This window comes from Candidatus Mycobacterium methanotrophicum, assembly GCF_023515995.1.
Classification (GTDB): domain Bacteria; phylum Actinomycetota; class Actinomycetes; order Mycobacteriales; family Mycobacteriaceae; genus Mycobacterium; species Mycobacterium methanotrophicum.
This window is the reverse complement of sequence record NZ_CP097320.1, coordinates 4,012,605-4,029,865: the sequence shown is the minus strand read 5'-3', so window position 1 is coordinate 4,029,865 and position 17,261 is coordinate 4,012,605. Positions and strand designations below refer to the sequence as shown.

At 66.1% G+C, this 17,261-nt stretch carries 22 protein-coding genes and 4 pseudogenes; 12 read left to right on the top strand and 14 right to left on the bottom strand.

Annotated features, from left to right (window positions below):
* The first annotated feature begins 30 nt into the window (after nucleotides 1-30).
* Both M5I08_RS21100 and M5I08_RS21095 read left to right on the top strand, forming a co-directional pair.
* Nucleotides 31-816, top strand: coding sequence for an aldolase (locus tag M5I08_RS21100; protein ID WP_219067900.1), 786 nt, complete (start codon nucleotides 31-33; stop codon nucleotides 814-816).
* A gap of 10 nt (nucleotides 817-826) precedes the next feature.
* The gene (locus M5I08_RS21095) at nucleotides 827-1,699 is read left to right on the top strand and encodes a dihydrodipicolinate synthase family protein (protein ID WP_219067872.1); all 873 of its coding nucleotides are present in this window, start codon (nucleotides 827-829) and stop codon (nucleotides 1,697-1,699) included.
* A gap of 25 nt (nucleotides 1,700-1,724) precedes the next feature.
* Here the strand turns inward: M5I08_RS21095 and M5I08_RS21090 are convergent, their stop codons facing one another.
* The 7 genes and pseudogenes from M5I08_RS21090 to M5I08_RS21060 all read right to left on the bottom strand — a co-directional run bounded on the left by M5I08_RS21090 (nucleotide 1,725) and on the right by M5I08_RS21060 (nucleotide 5,973).
* The gene (locus M5I08_RS21090; RefSeq protein ID WP_249763421.1) at nucleotides 1,725-1,982 is read right to left on the bottom strand and encodes an NAD(P)H-dependent oxidoreductase; all 258 of its coding nucleotides are present in this window, start codon (nucleotides 1,980-1,982) and stop codon (nucleotides 1,725-1,727) included.
* 248 nt (nucleotides 1,983-2,230) lie between these two features.
* The gene (locus M5I08_RS21085; RefSeq protein WP_219067873.1) at nucleotides 2,231-2,989 is read right to left on the bottom strand and encodes an SCO6745 family protein; all 759 of its coding nucleotides are present in this window, start codon (nucleotides 2,987-2,989) and stop codon (nucleotides 2,231-2,233) included.
* A 71-nt stretch (nucleotides 2,990-3,060) separates the two neighbouring features.
* Entirely contained in the window at nucleotides 3,061-3,663 is a 603-nt protein-coding gene (locus tag M5I08_RS21080; RefSeq protein ID WP_219067874.1) for a hypothetical protein, read from the bottom strand.
* Entirely contained in the window at nucleotides 3,639-3,947 is a 309-nt protein-coding gene (locus tag M5I08_RS21075; RefSeq protein ID WP_249763462.1) for a hypothetical protein, read from the bottom strand. Before M5I08_RS21075 ends, M5I08_RS21080 begins: the two co-directional genes overlap by 25 nt.
* Entirely contained in the window at nucleotides 3,944-4,408 is a 465-nt protein-coding gene (locus tag M5I08_RS21070) for a hypothetical protein (protein ID WP_219067876.1), read from the bottom strand. Before M5I08_RS21070 ends, M5I08_RS21075 begins: the two co-directional genes overlap by 4 nt.
* 116 nt (nucleotides 4,409-4,524) lie before the next feature.
* Nucleotides 4,525-5,076: a mammalian cell entry protein gene (locus M5I08_RS21065; RefSeq protein ID WP_219067877.1), complete on the bottom strand. Its 552-nt coding sequence runs from the start codon at nucleotides 5,074-5,076 to the stop codon at nucleotides 4,525-4,527.
* Nucleotides 5,073-5,973 (bottom strand): annotated as a pseudogene (locus M5I08_RS21060) (RDD family protein). The gene M5I08_RS21065 and the pseudogene M5I08_RS21060 overlap by 4 nt, the downstream one beginning before the upstream one ends.
* Before the next feature lie 17 nt (nucleotides 5,974-5,990).
* On the opposite strand from M5I08_RS21060, the pseudogene M5I08_RS27075 reads away from it, so the two are divergent.
* A pseudogene (locus M5I08_RS27075) lies at nucleotides 5,991-6,175 on the top strand (phosphate acyltransferase); the annotation flags it as partial.
* Nucleotides 6,172-7,121 (top strand): annotated as a pseudogene (locus M5I08_RS21055) (acetate kinase). The pseudogenes M5I08_RS27075 and M5I08_RS21055, both read left to right, overlap by 4 nt.
* A 78-nt stretch (nucleotides 7,122-7,199) precedes the next feature.
* On the opposite strand, the gene rfbC reads toward M5I08_RS21055, so the two are convergent.
* The 4 genes and pseudogenes from rfbC to M5I08_RS21035 form a co-directional block, all read right to left on the bottom strand.
* Complete coding sequence (gene rfbC, locus M5I08_RS21050) at nucleotides 7,200-7,805, bottom strand: dTDP-4-dehydrorhamnose 3,5-epimerase (RefSeq protein WP_219067879.1); 606 nt, start codon at nucleotides 7,803-7,805, stop codon at nucleotides 7,200-7,202.
* Between the two features lies 1 nt (nucleotide 7,806).
* Nucleotides 7,807-8,802 (bottom strand): dTDP-glucose 4,6-dehydratase, encoded by a 996-nt coding sequence (rfbB, locus tag M5I08_RS21045; RefSeq protein ID WP_219067880.1) that lies wholly within the window; start codon nucleotides 8,800-8,802, stop codon nucleotides 7,807-7,809.
* A 26-nt stretch (nucleotides 8,803-8,828) separates the two neighbouring features.
* The gene (locus M5I08_RS21040; protein ID WP_219067881.1) at nucleotides 8,829-9,695 is read right to left on the bottom strand and encodes an LLM class F420-dependent oxidoreductase; all 867 of its coding nucleotides are present in this window, start codon (nucleotides 9,693-9,695) and stop codon (nucleotides 8,829-8,831) included.
* 26 nt (nucleotides 9,696-9,721) lie between these two features.
* Nucleotides 9,722-10,223, bottom strand: a pseudogene (locus M5I08_RS21035) (LLM class flavin-dependent oxidoreductase); the annotation flags it as partial.
* A gap of 402 nt (nucleotides 10,224-10,625) precedes the next feature.
* Here M5I08_RS21035 and infA point away from each other — a divergent pair.
* From infA to truA, 8 genes are all read left to right on the top strand, one after another.
* Entirely contained in the window at nucleotides 10,626-10,847 is a 222-nt protein-coding gene (gene infA, locus M5I08_RS21030; RefSeq protein WP_003418601.1) for a translation initiation factor IF-1, read from the top strand.
* A 51-nt stretch (nucleotides 10,848-10,898) separates the two neighbouring features.
* On the top strand, nucleotides 10,899-11,012 hold the full coding sequence (gene rpmJ, locus M5I08_RS21025) for a 50S ribosomal protein L36 (protein WP_219067882.1): 114 nt from the start codon (nucleotides 10,899-10,901) through the stop codon (nucleotides 11,010-11,012).
* A 173-nt stretch (nucleotides 11,013-11,185) separates the two neighbouring features.
* Nucleotides 11,186-11,560, top strand: a complete 375-nt coding sequence (gene rpsM / locus M5I08_RS21020; RefSeq protein WP_219067883.1) for a 30S ribosomal protein S13 — start codon at nucleotides 11,186-11,188, stop codon at nucleotides 11,558-11,560.
* A gap of 3 nt (nucleotides 11,561-11,563) precedes the next feature.
* On the top strand, nucleotides 11,564-11,980 hold the full coding sequence (gene rpsK / locus M5I08_RS21015; RefSeq protein ID WP_219067884.1) for a 30S ribosomal protein S11: 417 nt from the start codon (nucleotides 11,564-11,566) through the stop codon (nucleotides 11,978-11,980).
* 24 nt (nucleotides 11,981-12,004) lie between these two features.
* Nucleotides 12,005-12,610, top strand: a complete 606-nt coding sequence (rpsD, locus tag M5I08_RS21010; protein WP_219067885.1) for a 30S ribosomal protein S4 — start codon at nucleotides 12,005-12,007, stop codon at nucleotides 12,608-12,610.
* Between the two features lie 72 nt (nucleotides 12,611-12,682).
* Complete coding sequence (locus M5I08_RS21005; protein ID WP_219067886.1) at nucleotides 12,683-13,726, top strand: DNA-directed RNA polymerase subunit alpha; 1,044 nt, start codon at nucleotides 12,683-12,685, stop codon at nucleotides 13,724-13,726.
* Nucleotides 13,727-13,814: 88 nt separating this feature from the next.
* Entirely contained in the window at nucleotides 13,815-14,399 is a 585-nt protein-coding gene (rplQ, locus tag M5I08_RS21000) for a 50S ribosomal protein L17 (protein WP_219067887.1), read from the top strand.
* On the top strand, nucleotides 14,359-15,282 hold the full coding sequence (gene truA, locus M5I08_RS20995; RefSeq protein WP_370328520.1) for a tRNA pseudouridine(38-40) synthase TruA: 924 nt from the start codon (nucleotides 14,359-14,361) through the stop codon (nucleotides 15,280-15,282). Before rplQ ends, truA begins: the two co-directional genes overlap by 41 nt.
* A gap of 8 nt (nucleotides 15,283-15,290) precedes the next feature.
* Here the strand turns inward: truA and M5I08_RS20990 are convergent, their stop codons facing one another.
* The 3 genes from M5I08_RS20990 to M5I08_RS20980 are packed head-to-tail and all read right to left on the bottom strand — an operon-like array spanning nucleotide 15,291 to nucleotide 17,079.
* Nucleotides 15,291-15,500 (bottom strand): cutinase family protein, encoded by a 210-nt coding sequence (locus M5I08_RS20990; RefSeq protein WP_249762940.1) that lies wholly within the window; start codon nucleotides 15,498-15,500, stop codon nucleotides 15,291-15,293.
* Between the two features lie 31 nt (nucleotides 15,501-15,531).
* On the bottom strand, nucleotides 15,532-16,212 hold the full coding sequence (locus M5I08_RS20985) for a cutinase family protein (RefSeq protein ID WP_219067889.1): 681 nt from the start codon (nucleotides 16,210-16,212) through the stop codon (nucleotides 15,532-15,534).
* A gap of 48 nt (nucleotides 16,213-16,260) precedes the next feature.
* Nucleotides 16,261-17,079 carry a cutinase family protein gene (locus M5I08_RS20980; protein ID WP_370328519.1) on the bottom strand — a complete coding sequence of 273 codons (819 nt, stop codon included), beginning with the start codon at nucleotides 17,077-17,079 and terminating at the stop codon, nucleotides 16,261-16,263.
* Between the last annotated feature and the right edge of the window lie 182 nt (nucleotides 17,080-17,261).

The following is a 17,261-nucleotide window of genomic DNA, read 5'->3' as shown; positions in this document are numbered from 1 at the left end:
GTCCTAACCCACGATTCACCGGAGCCGTCGATGGCAACCACGTTCACCGATTCCAAGGCCGACTTGATGCGGCGCGCGCAGCACAGTCTGGCCGCCAACGTCGCTGATTCGAACCTGACCACCCGCCAGAAGCTGGCGCTGACCTGCCGTGCGCTGTTCGACGCCGGTCATGATTCGGGTCTGGCCGGGCAGATCACCGCCCGCGCCGAACAGCCCGGGACCTACTACACCCAGCGGCTGGGCTTGGGGTTCGACGAGATCACCGACGCCAACCTGCTGCTGGTCGACGAGGACCTGGCCGTGCTGGATGGGGACGGAATGGCTAACCCCGCCAACCGCTTCCACAGCTGGATCTACCGGGCGCGGCCCGACGTGGCCTGCATCGTGCACACCCATGCGTTTCATGCGGCGGCGCTGTCGATGCTGGAGGTGCCGCTGGTGGTGTCGCAGATGGACACCACGCCGCTCTACGACGACTGCGCGTTTTTGGCCGAGTGGCCGGGCGTGCCGGTCGGCAACGAGGAGGGCGAGATCATCAGCGCTGCCCTCGGCGACAAGAAGGCGATCCTGCTGGCGCACCACGGCCAGATCGTGGCGGGCGCCAGCGTCGAGGAGGCCTGTTCGCTGGCGGTGCTCATCGAACGCGCGGCCAAGCTGCAACTGGCCGCCATGGCAGCCGGCGCCATCAAGGAGCTGCCCGAGCGGCTGGCCCGCGAGGCCCACGACTGGACGCTGCGGCGCGAACGCAGCCGGGCGAACTTCGCGTATTACGCGCGCCGCGCCCTGGTCCGACACCCCGACGTACTGAGCAACTGAGGAGCCCGCAGTGCCGAAGATTCACGGCATCATCGCCTACCCGGTGACCCCGTTCGATTCGACCGACCGCATCGACACCGCGGCGCTGACCGCGCTCGTCGACCGGCTGGTGCTCGCCGGCGTCCATGCGATCGCCCCGCTGGGCAGCACCGGCGAGTTGGCCTATCTGGACGAGTCCGAGTTCGACACCGTCGTCGACACCACGATCGCCGCCGTCGACGGCCGGGTGCCCGTCGTGGTCGGAGTATCAGATCTGACCACCGCCAAGACAATTCGGCGCGCCTGCTACGCCGAGAAGGCCGGTGCCGACGCGGTGATGATCCTGCCGGTGTCCTACTGGAAGCTCGCCGAACGCGAGATCGTCGCGCACTACAGCAGCATCGGCGACGCGATCGGGATTCCGATCATGGCCTACAACAACCCGGCCACCAGCGGGATCGACATGAGCCCGGAGCTGCTGGTGCGGATGTTCGAGACCATCGAGCGGCTGACCATGGTCAAGGAGTCCACCGGCGACCTGTCGCGAATGCAGCGCATCGCCGAACTCAGCGAGGGTCGGCTGCCGTTCTACAACGGCAGCAACCCGCTGGTGCTCGACGCGCTGCGGGTCGGGGCGGCCGGATGGTGCACGGCCGCTCCATGTTTGCGTCCGCAGCCCTGTCTCGATCTCTACGACGCCGTGCGGGCCGGGGATCTGCAAAAGGCGCAGGCGATCTATGACGAGCTCAAGCCATTGCTGAAGTTCATCGTCGCGGGTGGGCTGGCTACCACCGTCAAGGCCGGTTTGGATTTGCTGGGTGTCGGTGTCGGGGATCCGCGCCGACCGCTGCTGCCGCTCGACGACGACGGCCGGAACACGTTGCGGCAGCTGTTAACAGGGTAGAGCGTATGCCGGCAGGTCACCGGATTCAGAAGTGACGGCCGGCGTCTTCCGCACTTTTCAGCGGCGCTGCTTTTTCCGCGTCGCCGTTGTTGGTGGATGGAAATCGGACCCGAAGTTGGTGGGGACCCCAGGCGAATAGACACCACTGGTGTAAACGACGGCAGCTTTCTTGCCGGTGATGTCCGGTGTAGCCGCGCTCTGGGTCGAAACCGAACGCCCAGCCGGGTTGGGTCACGTTGTCGATCCACTGTTTCAGGACATAGGGGATGCCCGAGTTCCACATCGGCACCGAGAACAGATTAGGCGTCGGCGTTAGCGAATCGGTCGAAAACGCTCGGGGACGCCTGCCACGGCGCCACCTGTGCACCGGTTGGTTCTCCACCGCCCAAGACCGCTAGCTTAGCTTCGTTGGACAACCGGCCAAAATCTCGTTCTCGCTGTGGTGTTCGCGCGGACGAAGCCGATGCCAACCTTCAGCGGTCGCTCGGATGCACTCTCGCGCAGATTCGGTTACAAGTTACGCACTTCGGCTCAGCCTGGAACGCTCGCCTTCAGCGACGCCAGGGCGCGTGCGCTCAATCGGGCAAGTTCGTCCGCCTCGTCACCGTCGAGGGCGGCCGCCAAAATCTCGGCCATCCGGCGGCTGGTCGTCTGCTCGACCTCGGCGTAGCGGTCCTTGTTGTCCGCGCCGTCGGCGAACGGCTCGGGCCACCCGAACATCTTCGTGTACTGATATCCCTTGCCGAGCATGTGTGCTTCTACGGGGGTGACACCGGAAATGGTGAGGGCGTTCAAATGCACACCGCCCCAGAGCTCCCGCAGGATGAACATCACCTGCAGCGCCCGCGCGGGGGCGTCATCGGCCAGCGGCATAGTGCGCCAGCCGGCGTACAGCGGTAGGCCCGCGGCCGGCGTCGTCGCCGTAATCTCTTCCCCCAGCGCGGCGATGCGCTCCAGCCCCTCGGCGGCTGCCAGATACCTTCGGGCGAAGCCGGCGACTTGACCCCAGTAAAGCTCTGCCGCGCCAGACGCGCCGCGCACCGCGATGCCTTGTTCCCACAGGGCGGCGAGGAACGTGGGTTCGAACACCGCAAATACCGAACTGACCGTGACGCCGGATGCCTCGCCCAGCACACCTCCGCGGCCGGCGACGTAACCAGCGAACGGGTCCCGGTAACCGGCGGCGACGCTTTCGGCGAAAGTCTCCGAGTGCAGCATGAATATTCGGACCGCTTCCTCTATCGGCGGTCCGGCGGTGCGCGCGGCGTCCAACATGTCGTGATCACTCATGGCGATTCTCCTCTCTCGGATGCGAGCTGTATTTCCCGGTGTCAGAGCGCAGGGGGATCCCGCTATCTTGGTCAGCCGACATCGGCGGGGACCGGCGCATCAGCTGCCGCCGAGGGCTGGCTCGGCGATTCGTCGCGAAAGTAATCCCTGATTTGCGGCACGGATCTGGCCGGTGAACCGTTGAACCGGGTCAGCTTAGCGGTGCCGGGCACATCGGCCCAGCCGTCGGTGACTTTCCGCAGGTTGGTGACCACCTGATAAACCTTCGGGAAATCTGCCTGCACGGTCTGCCACATCTCGGCCGACGTCACGTGCGTGGCCGAGGCCAAATAGTCGACCAGCTTCGACGCCCCGGCGGTGGAAGCCGAGAACGGCACCCCGTCCAGCAGTTCGGCCGCGTGGGGGAAATCCAGCATTACCAGATTCCGGACGTCTTGGATGGGGATTCGGACCACGCTGGCCACGTGGTCAAGCAGCTTGGGGTGCTCCTCAGTCACGCCGCCGTCGGGCAATATCGCCGGGCCGAGGGCATCGACGACGACCGAGATCAAGCCGATGCCGGCGCGATCGCCCTGGACCCGATCCAACGCGAACACTGGGCGGGTGTCGTTGAGCAGCCGCTGCCCGCCGATGAGGCGGGGGAACAGGTTCAGCCCGAGCACCAGTCCAACCACCGCGACACCACCACCGGAACGACCATCCAGGCGAATTTCAGCGGGTTCTCCGGCACGCCGCGCCAAGTCACCACGACCATCGTGGTGCCGAAGGCGATCACCACGATCCCCAACACCAGCAGCAGGGGAGCAAGAAAGGCCACCCCGCCGCCGCGCGTGGGCAGCAGGTTCACGGTGCCCGGAATATCGTCCCAGCCTGCCGTCAGTTCCGGTAGGTTGACGATCACCTGGTTGATCTTCGGATAATCCGTCTGCAGCATGTGGTCGACTTGCGCGGGCGTCATGAACATGGCGGTGCCCAGGCAGTGGACCAGCTTGGGTAGCTCGGCGCTGCCTCAAATCCAAAAAGCTGATGGTCGCCATTTTGTTCACCAGCCATCGCGAGTCCTGTCGATTCATCGTCAGACGGTAAGCCACGTACTTCATCCTTCATCGACGGGATGTTCTTGGTCAGCGGGCTGGTCGCGGTGGTGTTGGTCAGGACCAAGGTGTCCGCGTCGCTGCCCTTCAGCGATTCCACAGCCACCCCGACGACATTTGTTTTATCGGTCACTTGAGCTTGTTTGTTGGGCATGATGGCGGCTTGCAGGAATTTGCGGTATAGCGCATCGAAGTCGCCGCAGAGGTATTTACTGGCGCGGTCGGGCAGGGTGTCGATCGTGTCGGGCGTGTAGGTCCACAACGTGCTGATCGCCGCCGCCGCGGTGCGCGCGACCTCTGTTTCGGTGGCGACGGCGCCGACCAACCAGGCTTCGCGCCGTCCTCTGGGTCGCCTGTCAGCGACGGTCTCTCGCGCCGCGTCGGTTCCGGTGGCGTCGGTCGCGGCGTCAGCGGGGGAGTCGTGGTCGGGGTTCGTGTCGGTCAGGTCATCGGGCTCAATTCGCTGATTTTCCACAGGTCTCCTTCCTGCTTGGCCGTTGTCGTCCACCGGTTTGTTCGTTCGAGCTGCAATGTGCCGTCCGGGGATTTCGACGTGACCTTCGTCGCCGCCAGCACGTCGACGCTACCGTCGTCGTTTTGTCGGGAGACGCCGGCCTCGGGGACGGTGCCCTTGGCCGGTTCGGCCCCCGCCACTTGGACGAGGATCGCGTTCTGGTTTTGGCGGTACTGCTGGGCGAAATCGCCCGTCGCCTGCGCAACTATGCGCTCTGTGTAATCGTGAGCGCGGAAAGGGTCCGGTGTTGTGAATTCCGTCATGAACGCCCGCACATAGCTCAGCGCCGCGGCGTCTGTGATAGTCGAAAGCCTCTGCGTTTCATGCGATTCCAGCTCCCGTGCGCATAATGTCATCGCCGCCGCAGCGATGGCCGCGGTGAGCGTCGCCACGAGTGGCAGTCCCCGACGCCGTGACCGCTGCGGCGCCGCCGAGAACCACGGCTGTTCGCCGGGTCCGAGTTTGCGTCGAGGGCTCACGGTTTGTCCCCAGCCGTCTGCGGTTCGGTGACGACGGCGAGGTCGTCGACACGCCATCCCGCCCCGCCCGACTTGACGAAGTTCACCCTCACAGAAGCGGCCAGGTGACGCTGGTCGGGCGGCGCGCCGCGCTCACCCCGCAAGAACACCAGCATCGTGGCACGGTCAGGCGTGACGCTGAGCACCGAACTGTCGGTCGCCCAGTACTCGTTGCGCACCGGGCCCGCCTTCCGCGCTGCCTGCTGCAGGGTGGACAGTTCGCCGCGATTTTTGTCGCTGGCCAGTGACAACGCGTGGTCGAAGTCGGCCTGGATGGTCTCCGGACGGTAGCTGAGCATCTGCGCGACCATGTGCGGGCCGAGCGCCGCGATCGCTGCACTGGCATCCCTGACCGCCCGGTCATGTCGGCGCACAACGGCATCGGTGATCGCGGCGCCGGCCGCGCACAGCAACGCGGCGGCCAGCATCACCGCCGCGGCGGCGCGACGCGGGTTGCTATCCGGTCGCCGGGTCGGCAGGAGGCGTGCCTCGGTGCGCAGCAGGATGTGAGCGAAGGTCCGCCGGTGGGAGTCCCATAACGGCCAAAGCCAGCCAACGATCGCCGGGGCGGTGTCCAGCAGGTGCGCCAGGTGCGCGGCAAAAGCCGCCACGGCCCGACGGCGTGGGCGCTTCGGTGCATGACCGCGATGCCGAAAACGGCCCGCCCGAGGCTTTGCCCGCAGACAACCGGCAGCAGCCGGTTGAACGCCGTCCACAGCATCGCGACAGCGCCAAGTGAGACGCACACCCACCACCACCGGCCGCGCAGCGGCACCTACAGCGCCGCCAGCATCGTCGTCGCGAGAACCGCGGCGCCGGGCGCAGGATGTCGATCGCCAGCGCCCCGGCACGCGGCAGCCACGGCGTCGGCTCCGGCGGTGCAGCGCAGCGCCGGGGCGGTCGCGGTGGGTCCGGTGCTGCAGGGCCTGGGCAAACCGATCAACGATCTGTCTCGGGGTGCGCTGGTGGATGACATCGTCGACAGGTGGCGATCACCGCGATCCAGGCCCAGGCAGGCTCACAATTGCAGACACCGCCAACCGAAGGAGGCGAACGATGAGCGGGCTTGTCTTGGTGCTCAACTCGGGATCGTCGTCGATCAGGTTTCAGCTCGTGGACCCGGTGGCCGGCACGGCCGTGGCCTCCGGTTTGGCGGAGCAGATCGGCGAGCCGGACGGGCGCGTGGTACACGATTTCGGCGACCGGCGGTTCGAGCATCGCGGCCCCATCGCCGACCACGCGCAGGGGATGCAGCTGGTGGGTCAGATGTTCAAGGAGTGCGGCCCGGACCTCGGCGCGCCAGGATCAGGGCGGTCGGTCACCGGGTGGTGCACGGCGGCGAGCTGTTTCGCGAGCCGACACTTTTCTGCCCTGCTCGATGCCGCGGCGACGTACGCCATCGATCAGGCTGTCGCCGACGCGTTCGACGTCCGCCGCCGCGGCTTTCACGGCACCTCGCACCAGTACGTGTCCGGCGAAGCGGGCAGGCTCCTGCGCCGCGAGTTGAGCGAGTCGAACACGAGCGTGTTGCACCTCGGCAACGGGGCCTCGGCTTCGGCGGTACGTGGCGGTGTGGCGGTCGAGACCTCGATGGGGCCCCATTGGAAGGTCTGGTGATGGGTACCCGCGGCGGCGGCATCGACCCGGGGGTGCTGTTGCACCTGAATCGGCGAGTGGGGACGGACGTGGAGCAGATCGACTGGCTGCTCAACCGCGGCTCCGGGCTCAAGGGGCTGTGCGGCGTCAACGACTTTCGGGAGTTGTGCGCCCAGACGGATGCCGGGTCACCGTCGGCGAAACTCGCCTTCACCGCCGGCGTCGGCGAGAATGCGGCCAACGTGCGTGAAGATTCGTTGTCCGGCCCGACCGGTTACGGCATTGTCGTCGACCGGGAGCGAAACCGTTCCAGCGTCCGCGGCGCGCGGGTGATCTCCACCGACGACTCGAAGACCGCGGTTGCGGTGGTGCCGACCAACGAAGAACTGGCGATAGCCCGCGCCGCCTAGCAATTCGTGGGGAGCTGACCTGGAATCCGCACGGCAGCCGGATCCGGTTTTGCTGGTTAGCACGAGTCGAGCTAAGCCTTAAAGCGTTGCCCGCAGCCCACCGACGAAGGCGCGGGTAGCCTCCCAACTCGGCAACAGGCCGGCGGCGCGCACCTCGTCGAGGCTGGGCGCTGCGGCGTCCCGGTCGGACAACAGTAGTTCGTGTCCGCTCGGCCAGTCGATCGCCAGCGCCGCGTCGGTGGGGGCAATGGTGTGTTCGCGTTGCGGGCTGTATTCCGCGGAGCACAAATACATCACCGTCGAGTTATCCTGTAGCGCGAGGAATCCGTGCGCAAGACCCTCGGACAGGTACACCGACCTGTGGTCACGGTCGTCGAGCAGAACTGAGTCCCACTGCCCGAAAGTCGGTGAACCAACCCGGATGTCGACGACGACGTCGAACGCCGACCCGGAAAGACAGGTCACGTACTTGGCCTGGCTCGGTGGCAGCTGAGCAAAATGCAGACCGCGCAGCACACCGGCCGCCGAGACCGAACAGTTGGCCTGCCGCACGTCCAGCCGATGACCGGCGAACCCGGTGAAGCCCCGGTCGGTGAGCCACTCGAAGAACATTCCCCGCGAATCGGAATGCACTTGTGGGGTGATTTCCCACGCGCCGGCGATGTCGAGTTCACGGGCCCGCATGTCAGCGACCCCACTGCTGGTAACGGGTCTCGACGGCAGCTTTCAACGGACCCCACCACGGCTCGTTGTCCCGGTACCAGTCGATGGTGGCGCGAAGACCCTCGGTGAAGTCGGTATGCTTTGGCGCCCAGCCTAGTTCGTCGCACAGCGACGTGGGGTCGATGGCGTAGCGCAGGTCGTGGCCGGCGCGGTCGACGACGTAGTCGAAGTCGTCGGGATCCTGGCCCATCAGCTGCAGCAGCGTCTGTAACACCGATAGGTTGTCGCGCTCGCCCTCGGCGCCGATCAAGTAGGTTCGGCCGGCTTGGCCGCTGGTAAGGATTCGCCGGACCGCATCGTTGTGGTCCTCGACGTGGACCCAGTCTCTGACGTTGGCGCCTTTGCCGTACAGCTTCGGCCGCCGCCCGGTCAGCACGTTGGTGATCTGGCGGGGAATGAACTTCTCCACGTGCTGATACGGCCCATAGTTGTTGGAGCAGTTCGAAATCGTCGCACACACGTCGTAGGAGCGCACCCAGGCTCGCACCAGCATGTCGGAGGCGGCCTTGGTCGACGAGTACGGACTCGACGGGTTGTAGGGCGTGGATTCGGTGAATCGCTGCGGATCGTCGAGCGCAAGATCGCCGTACACCTCGTCGGTGGAGACGTGATGCAGCCGCACCCCGTGCCGCCGTACCGCCTCCAGAATGGTGAACGTCCCGATCACGTTGGCCTGCAAAAACGGGGCCGGATCGGCCAACGCGTTGTCGACGTGGGTTTCGGCGGCGAAATGCACCACCGCGTCAGCCTCGGCGACAAGGCAGGAAACCAGCTCGGCGTCGTTGATGTCGCCCTGAACCAGCCGGATGTTGTTTTCGACGGGGGCCAGCGATTCGCGGCTGCCGGCATAAGTCACCGCGTCGAGCACCGTCACCGTGTCCTCCGGGTGCTCGCGCACAGTGGTGTGCACAAAGTTGGCGCCGATGAAACCAGCGCCGCCGGTCACCAGCAGCCGCATGAGGGCACCTTAGCGGAGAGCTCCGGTCAGCCGGTGGGCGTCAGCCTCAACGGCCCGGCCAGCTCGCTCAGTGCGGGCAGCAGTGTCTCCGGTGTCCAGCCGCCAAGCACCTGGATCGCGACGTGGTCGGCGCCGGCCTGCAGGTGCTCGTTGAGGCGCGCGGCGATCGCCTCCGGTGTGCCGTAGGCGACCACCGCGTCGATCAGCCGGTCGCTACCGGGCTTGCGCACGTCGTCTTCGCTGAAACCCAGCCGCAGCCAGTTATTCACATAGTTGCTCAGCCCCAGGTAATGGTCGACGGTCTCGCGGCCAATCCGGCGGGCCTCGTCGGCGTCGGTGCTCAGCACCACCTTGTGCTCCGGCGCCAGAAACACCGAGTTGCCCATCTTTTCGCGCGCCTTGGCGGTGTGCTGCGGCGTGGTCAGATACGGGTGCGCGCCCGCGCTACGCTCGGCGGCCAGTTTCAGCACCTTGGGACCCAGCGCCGCCAGCACTCGACGACTGGTCGGCACCATCGCGCCGTCGAGCTGGTCGAGGTAAGCGACCAGTGCGTCGTAGGGCTTTACATACTCTGAAGTGTGCTCGCGGTGGCCCACCCCGATGCCCAGCAGAAACCTTCCCGGATGGGCGTTTTCGATGCGCTCATAGGATTTGGCGACCACCGGTGCCGGCGCCGACCAGATGTTGACGATTCCGGTGGCCAGCTGCAGCGAATTAGTCTGCGCCAGAGCCGGATCCACCCACTCCAACTCCGCGTCCGGCGATCCGCCGACCCAGGCGGCGCCATAACCGAGGGATTCGATTTGGGCGGCCAGCTCGGGGGCCAGCGAGCGGTAGGCCAGCCATACGCCGAACCGGCCCAGGTCGGGTTTCAGCGATACTGCGTCGGTCATCTAAGTCCCTCCTGTCGTCAAGCGGTCAGCTCCCGGGCCTGCGCGGTGTGCCCCGGCGCGGTCAGGTAGGGATGCGCTCCGGCGCTGCGCTGCGCCGAAAGTAGAAGTACCCGCGGGCCCAGCGCGGCAACCACTCTGCGCTCGGCGGGCACGCCGTAGTCGTCGAGGCGGTCGAGGTAGGCGACCAGCGCGTCGTAGGGCTTGCGGTATTCGCTGATCGCTCGCGATGCCCGACGCCGATACCCAGCAGGAACTGGCCGGGGTAAGCCTCGTCGATCCGGTGGAACGACTCGGCGACCGGCTTGGCCGGCGCCGACCAGATGTTGACGATGCGGGTGGCCACCTGCAGCGTGCTGGTCGCTTCGAGGATGGGCTCCACCCATTCCAAACCCATTCCAACTCGGCCGGTGGCGAACCGCCTACCCAGACCGCGCCAAAGCCCAGGGCCTCGATTTCTTTGGCCTGCTGCGGGGTCAAGCCGCGGCCAAACGATCCGAACCGACCAAGGCGGCAATCCGCTCCAGCCAGTCGGTGTCGATGCCGCCTTCGACCAACGTCGGCGCGATGTCTCAGCCGCCGTCGATGCCGTGGTCCTGTAGCCACTCGCCGGGATCGTCGTCGATGGTCAGGATCACCGGTTTGCGGCCCCGGGCGTCGGGACCGGCGGCGCTAGCTTCGGCGTTGAGCATGCGCCTCTCGGGGCCCGCCCGCGTGGCGGGGTCGGCTGGTTCCGATTCCGCCCACAGCGATTTTGGCCAGTGGGAATGAGCGGGTATCGTGGGTCGACAGTGCCTCATAGCGCTGGTTTTTTTGCGTGCCCAGTCTTAGGAATTTCCTGTCACCGGCTCACGTCGCAAAGCCAGCCGACGCTGCGCCGAACCGGGCGTAGAAGCAGCAACGAAACCAAAGACGAGGATTCGAAGAAAAGTTATGGCCAAGAAGGACGGCGCCATAGAGGTCGAGGGCCGCGTGGTCGAGCCGCTGCCAAATGCGATGTTCCGCATTGAGCTGGAGAACGGCCACAAGGTGCTTGCCCACATCAGCGGCAAGATGCGGCAGCACTATATCCGCATCTTGCCCGAGGACCGAGTGGTGGTGGAGTTATCTCCCTACGACTTGTCCCGGGGCCGCATTGTGTACCGCTACAAGTAAAAGTCCGAGCGACAAAGCCATCGAACAGAGAAGAACAGGATCGAAACAGCCGTGAAGGTGAACCCGAGCGTCAAGCCGATCTGCGACAAGTGCAGGATAGTCCGTCGGCATGGACGCGTCATGGTGCTCTGCTCTGATCCGCGCCACAAACAGCGCCAGGGCTAATCGGAGCGCCTTAGACACCGACAACTGAATGCAGACCTCCCAGCACCAGTGAGCGGCTGGAATCTTTTCAGATGGGCCAGCTCATCGACGTCCGGAACGGAGGCCGGACCCCGGAGCAGTCAGCCGGGAACGGACTGGGATCAGACCTCCGCGAACGAGAAGGAATGCCACCCATGGCTCGAGTTGTGGGCGTGGACCTGCCGCGCGATAAGCGCATGGAGGTCGCGTTGACCTACATTTACGGCGTTGGCCGTACCCGGTCGAACGAAATTTTGGCCGCCACCGGGATCGACAAAGACCTGCGCACCAAGGATCTCAGCGACGATCAGGTGACGCACCTGCGCGACTACATCGAAGCCAATCTGAAGGTCGAAGGTGACCTGCGCCGTGAGGTGCAGGCCGACATTCGCCGCAAAATTGAGATCGGCTGCTACCAGGGCTTACGGCACCGCCGCGGCCTACCGGTGCGCGGCCAGCGCACCAAGACCAACGCGCGCACCCGTAAGGGCCCGAAGCGCACGATCGCCGGCAAGAAGAAGGCCAGGTAAGTCATGCCACCAGCCAAGAAGGCCGCCGCCACCCCCAAGAAGGGTCAGAAGACCCGGCGGCGGGAAAAGAAAAACGTCCCGCACGGCGCCGCCCACATCAAGAGCACCTTCAACAACACAATCGTGACGATCACCGACCTGCAGGGCAACGTCATCGCCTGGGCATCGTCGGGCCACGTCGGCTTCAAAGGTTCACGCAAGTCGACACCGTTCGCCGCCCAGCTGGCCGCCGAGAACGCCGCCCGCAAAGCGCAGGAGCACGGCGTCCGCAAAGTCGACGTGTTCGTGAAGGGCCCGGGGTCGGGCCGCGAGACCGCGATCCGGTCGTTGCAGGCCGCCGGTCTGGAGGTCGGCGCGATCTCTGATGTCACCCCCCAGCCGCACAACGGCTGCCGGCCGCCCAAGCGGCGCAGAGTCTAGCCAGGTCGAGGAGAAGGACAGACAATGGCTCGTTACACCGGACCGATGACCCGCAAATCGCGTCGGCTGCGCACCGACCTCGTCGGCGGCGACCAGGCGTTCGAGAAGCGCCCTTACCCGCCTGGCCAGCACGGCCGCGCGCGGATCAAGGAGAGCGAGTATCTCCTGCAGCTGCAGGAGAAGCAGAAGGCCCGCTTCACCTACGGCGTCATGGAAAAGCAGTTCCGACGCTACTACGCAGAGGCCGCAGGCCGTCCCGGCAAGACCGGTGACGAGCTTCTGCAGATCCTGGAAAGCCGGCTGGACAACGTCGTCTACCGCGCCGGGCTGGCGCGCACCCGCCGGATGGCCCGCCAGCTGGTCAGCCACGGCCACTTCGCGGTCAACGGCGTGCACGTCGATGTCCCCAGCTACCGGGTGTCGCAGTACGACATCATCGATGTGCGGGACAATTCGGTGAACACCGTGCCGTTCCAGATCGCGCGTGAGACCGGCGGCGACCGTCCGATTCCGAGCTGGCTTCAGGTGGTCGGCGAGCGGCAACGCATCCTGATCCACCAACTGCCCGAGCGGGCACAGATCGAGGTGCCGCTCACCGAGCAGCTGATCGTCGAGTACTACTCGAAGTAGGTCTCCTGCACCGCCGGTGCAGGTCTTGACGGCATCAAATAGCGGGTGCCGAGAAGGAGAAGAAGAAACACCATGCTGATCTCACAGCGACCGACTCTGTCCGAAGAGGTCATCAACGACAACCGTTCGCAGTTCGTCATCGAGCCGCTGGAGCCGGGATTCGGCTACACGCTTGGTAACTCGCTGCGCCGCACGCTGCTGTCGTCGATCCCCGGCTCGGCCGTCACCAGCATCCGCATCGACGGCGTGCTGCACGAGTTCACCACCGTGCCCGGCGTCAAGGAAGACGTCACCGACATCATCTTGAACCTCAAGAGCCTGGTGGTGTCCTCGGAAGAAGACGAGCCGGTGACGATGTATCTGCGCAAGCAGGGCCCGGGCGAGGTCACCGCTGGTGACATCGTGCCGCCGGCCGGTGTCATCGTGCACAACCCCGAGATGCGCATCGCGACGCTGAACGACAAAGGCAAGCTCGAGATCGAGCTGGTCGTGGAGCGTGGCCGCGGCTACGTCCCGGCCGTGCAGAACAAGGCGTCGGGCGCCGAAATCGGCCGTATCCCCGTCGATTCCATTTACTCGCCGGTGCTCAAGGTGACCTACAAGGTGGACGCCACCCGTGTCGAGCAGCGCACCGACTTCGACAAGTTGATCCTCGACGTCGAAACCAAGAGCTCGATCGGTCCGCGTGACGCGTTGGCGTCGGCGGGTAAGACCCTGGTCGAATTGTTCGGTCTGGCACGCGAACTCAACGTCGAGGCCGAGGGCATCGAGATCGGGCCGTCGCCGGCCGAGGCCGATCACATCGCGTCGTTCGCGCTGCCGATCGACGACCTGGATCTGACCGTGCGTTCGTACAACTGCCTCAAGCGCGAGGGTGTGCACACCGTCGGCGAGCTGGTGTCGCGCACCGAGTCCGACCTGCTCGACATCCGCAACTTCGGGCAGAAGTCCATCGACGAGGTGAAGGTCAAGCTGCACCAGCTGGGTTTGTCGCTGAAGGACAGCCCGGCCAGCTTCGACCCGTCGCAGATCGCCGGCTACGACGTCGCCACCGGCACGTGGTCCGGCGAGGGCGCCTACGACGACCAGGACTACGCCGAAACCGAACAGCTCTAAAGCCGCGTCCGGTGACGATGCGGGCCGTGGGCGGCCCGCTGAGGAGCCGGACAACAGTACTCAGCACATCTAGACAGGAGCGTCAGCAATGCCCAAGCCCACCAAGGGTCGTCGCATCGGCGGATCGTCTTCGCACCAGAGGGCGATTCTGGCCAACCTGGCCACGGCGCTCTTTGAGCACGGCCGAATCACGACCACCGAGCCCAAGGCTCGGGCACTGCGGCCCTACGCCGAGAAGCTGATCACCCACGCCAAGAAGGGCACGCTGCACAACCGGCGTGAGGTGCTCAAGAAAATCCCCGACAAGGACATAGTGCATAGCCTGTTCGCCGAGATCGGGCCGTTCTTCGCCGACCGCGACGGCGGCTACACCCGCATCATCAAGGTCGAAGCACGCAAGGGCGATAACGCCCCGATGGCGGTCATCGAGTTGGTGCGGGAGAAGACGGTCACCTCGGAAGCCGAACGTGCGCGCCGGGTAGGCGCTTCGAAGGCCGCTGCGCGCGAGGCTGCACCGGAAGCGGCCGCGGCGGCGCCGCAGGCCGCAGTCGAGCCGGAGGCGGCAGTCGGTGGCGAGGCGCAAGAGGCCCACGACCACGAGGCCGAGACCACGATGCCTGAGCCGGAAGCCGTTGAGCCGGAAGCCGAGGCCGCCGACGCTGACAAGTCCTAGCGATTCGCCGTTGAATGACGTGCCCGCCATCGACGCCGATGGTGGGCACGTTCGACTTCGGCTCGATATCGCTTACGACGGCACGGATTTCGCTGGCTGGGCCCCGCAGCCTGGTCAGCGCACGGTCGCGGGCGTTCTGGAGGAGGCGCTTTCGACGGTGTTCCGGACGCCGGCGCCGTTGCGGGCGGCCGGGCGCACCGACACCGGCGTCCATGCGACCGGTCAGGTCGCCCATGTCGACGTCTCGGCGGATGCGCTGCCCAACGCCTATCCTCGCTCGCCCCGACCAACCGAACCGGAATTCCTGCCGCTGGTCCGGCGTCTGGGCCGGTTGCTGCCCGCCGACGTTCGGATCCGCCGAATCATCCGCGCGCCAGCGGGTTTCGACGCCCGATTCTCGGCACTGCGCCGCCACTACGTCTATCGCCTCTCGACCGCCCCCTACGGGGCGGAGCCGCATCAGGCCCGCTACATCACCGCATGGCCGCGCCTGCTCGACGCGGACGCGATGACGGAAGCGTCGCGTAACATGTTGGGGCTACATGATTTTGCTGCATTTTGCCGTCACCGCGAGGCTGCCACCACGATTCGCGATCTGCAGCGGCTGGACTGGACCCGCGATGGTCATCTGATCACCGTATGCGTCACCGCCGACGCCTTCTGCTGGTCGATGGTGCGGTCGCTGGTCGGTGCCCTGCTGGCCGTCGGCGAACACCGGCGCACCGCCGCCTGGTGCAGCGGGTTGCTTACCGCAACGCGCCGGTCCAGTGACTTCGCCGCCGCGCCGGCGCGGGGTTTGACGATGATCGGCGTGAGTTACCCGCCCGAGAACGAACTGCAGGCGCGGACGTTGATCACCCGCGACCTGCGCACGCGCGACTGATGCCTCGGCTACAGCTTGCCGGCAACGAAACTTGCGGCCTGATCCACCAGCCCTGAGCTGATATATGAGTTCTGCAGATGCGCCGCCCAACGCAAAGAGCGAATCCCCTGACTGCAGATCGGGTCGCCGGCCGCGCACAGGTCGACGGTCTTACCGGCAAACGCGGGGTTGGAGCCGTCGGTGATGGTGACATCAGCCGGGTAGTTGTAGAACAGCACCCTTGGGCTCGGTTGACAGTACGTGCATTGGCTAGGTGAGCTTGCCGGCAACAAAGTCGGCGGCCTGACTGACCATGCCGGCCTCGATATATGAGTTCGGCGAGTGTTGCGGCCAGTTGTCGGACCAGGTGTGTGGATCGGCCGGATTGCATATCGGGTCGGCGCCGTGGCACTCCTCGATCGTCCGGTCGTTGTAGGCCGGGTTGAAGTTCGTGATCGGCCCGACCCACTGGCTTCCGTTGCCGAACAGCGCGACCGCCGCGATGTGCGGCTCGGCGCTCGGTGGCAATGGATTGGTGAAGCCGAATATCGGGCCGGGGGCGGCCATCACCACGTCGGTGACCGCCGCGCCCAGCGAGTAGCCGCCCAATACCACGTGGGTGTCAGGGCAGCTGTTGACCGTGTTCTGGACGTGGGCGCTCATGTCGTTGGCGCCGACGTCGATCTCGGTGTCGGCGGGGTAGCGCACCGCGTAGAGGTTGACGGTGCGATGGACCCGAGAGCGCAACGCGCTGACAAAGGAGTTGCCGAGGACACCGGCGCCCGGCGACTCCAGTCGTCCGCGGGCGAACACCACCTCGACGTCAGGACAGGAGGCCCGAGAGACTGGAGCCGCCGGAATCAGCGTCGCCGGCACAAGCATCAACGCCGTGGCGAGCAATCCGGCGACCGCGAACCTGGCTAAGGAGCCCGGGATCGGATGCGGCTTCATGGGGCTGATAGTAGTGCGCCGATTGGCGATTAGCAGGGGGAATGTCTGTCAGCGAAACACCGTGGGCTGGTCGACCACGACGTTCGCCGGGGGGTGGCCATCGAGGCCGGGTCCAGGCCCGGGTCCGGCGCCAGGTACGGAGGCCGGGGGAACGCCCAGCGGTGGTGCGGGCGCGGTGGGGGGCAGCACCGCCAGCAGCCTGGTCTGTATGAAGCTCGCCGCCTGGCTGGTGTAGATGGGTACGTAGCCCTCGGTGTGGCCGGTCCACTGGTTGCCGGGGCCGGCGTGACAGATCGGGTCCACGGGGTTGCAGAAGTCGATGGCCTTGGCGCCGAACATCGCGCTCTGTGCCGAGATCGGTCCGCCGCTGCGGTCGGCCGGGTTGCCGAAGGTGGTCACCGCGATGACGTTGTTGGCGTACTGGGCCGGCAGCGCGCTGCCCCAGATGATGCCGCCGACCGGGACACCGCTGACGATGTCGATCACCGACGCGCCCTGCGAGTAGCCGCCGAGCACCTGCGGGGTGCTGGGGCACTTGTCGGCCACGTCTTTGATGTGCTTGATGGCGTCGTTGGCGCCGTCGCCGCCGTGCAACTGCAGCAGGCTTGCCTTGTAGTTGACCGCGTAGGCGTCGATGTTCTTGCCGGTGTTCCGGCGCAGCGTGTTGACCAGGGCCTGCCCGACGTGGCCCAGCCCGGCCGGCTCGTCGGTGCCGCGGGCGAAGGTCACCGCGACGTCCGGGCAGTTGTCCGCGCGGGCCGACGGGATGGTGCGCGAAACGGCACTGGGGACGACCAGCAGGACACCGGCGGCCAGCACCGCGGCGGGGCGCCGGGACACCCAACGGCTGACGTGGTAAATGGGCACCAGACGATTTTAGGTGAGAACTGGGCAAACGATCACCTCGGCGGCCCCACGGCCGCGGTGCGCAGCTTCTTGTCGCCGGCTGCTGGGCCGCGCCGCTTCGTCATGCTCACGTAGTTCCGGCTGCTAGTCCTGATCGAGATTGCGCAGCAGTTCCGGAATGTCACGGCCCTGTGCAGGACGCG

Excerpts from the sequence above, each read along its gene's own strand:
- M5I08_RS21075 (WP_249763462.1), bottom strand. The coding sequence starts at position 3,947 with ATGACGCCCGCGCAAGTCGACCACATGCTGCAGACGGATTATCCGAAG.
- rplQ (WP_219067887.1), top strand. The coding sequence starts at position 13,815 with ATGCCCAAGCCCACCAAGGGTCGTCGCATCGGCGGATCGTCTTCGCAC.
- rfbC (WP_219067879.1), bottom strand. The coding sequence starts at position 7,805 with ATGCGGGCCCGTGAACTCGACATCGCCGGCGCGTGGGAAATCACCCCA.
- rpsM (WP_219067883.1), top strand. The coding sequence starts at position 11,186 with ATGGCTCGAGTTGTGGGCGTGGACCTGCCGCGCGATAAGCGCATGGAG.
- M5I08_RS21090 (WP_249763421.1), bottom strand. The coding sequence starts at position 1,982 with ATGTGGAACTCGGGCATCCCCTATGTCCTGAAACAGTGGATCGACAAC.
- rpsK (WP_219067884.1), top strand. The coding sequence starts at position 11,564 with ATGCCACCAGCCAAGAAGGCCGCCGCCACCCCCAAGAAGGGTCAGAAG.
- M5I08_RS20985 (WP_219067889.1), bottom strand. The coding sequence starts at position 16,212 with ATGAAGCCGCATCCGATCCCGGGCTCCTTAGCCAGGTTCGCGGTCGCC.
- rpsD (WP_219067885.1), top strand. The coding sequence starts at position 12,005 with ATGGCTCGTTACACCGGACCGATGACCCGCAAATCGCGTCGGCTGCGC.
- M5I08_RS21040 (WP_219067881.1), bottom strand. The coding sequence starts at position 9,695 with ATGACCGACGCAGTATCGCTGAAACCCGACCTGGGCCGGTTCGGCGTA.
- infA (WP_003418601.1), top strand. The coding sequence starts at position 10,626 with ATGGCCAAGAAGGACGGCGCCATAGAGGTCGAGGGCCGCGTGGTCGAG.
- M5I08_RS21100 (WP_219067900.1), top strand. The coding sequence starts at position 31 with ATGGCAACCACGTTCACCGATTCCAAGGCCGACTTGATGCGGCGCGCG.
- M5I08_RS21085 (WP_219067873.1), bottom strand. The coding sequence starts at position 2,989 with ATGAGTGATCACGACATGTTGGACGCCGCGCGCACCGCCGGACCGCCG.
- M5I08_RS21005 (WP_219067886.1), top strand. The coding sequence starts at position 12,683 with ATGCTGATCTCACAGCGACCGACTCTGTCCGAAGAGGTCATCAACGAC.
- rfbB (WP_219067880.1), bottom strand. The coding sequence starts at position 8,802 with ATGCGGCTGCTGGTGACCGGCGGCGCTGGTTTCATCGGCGCCAACTTT.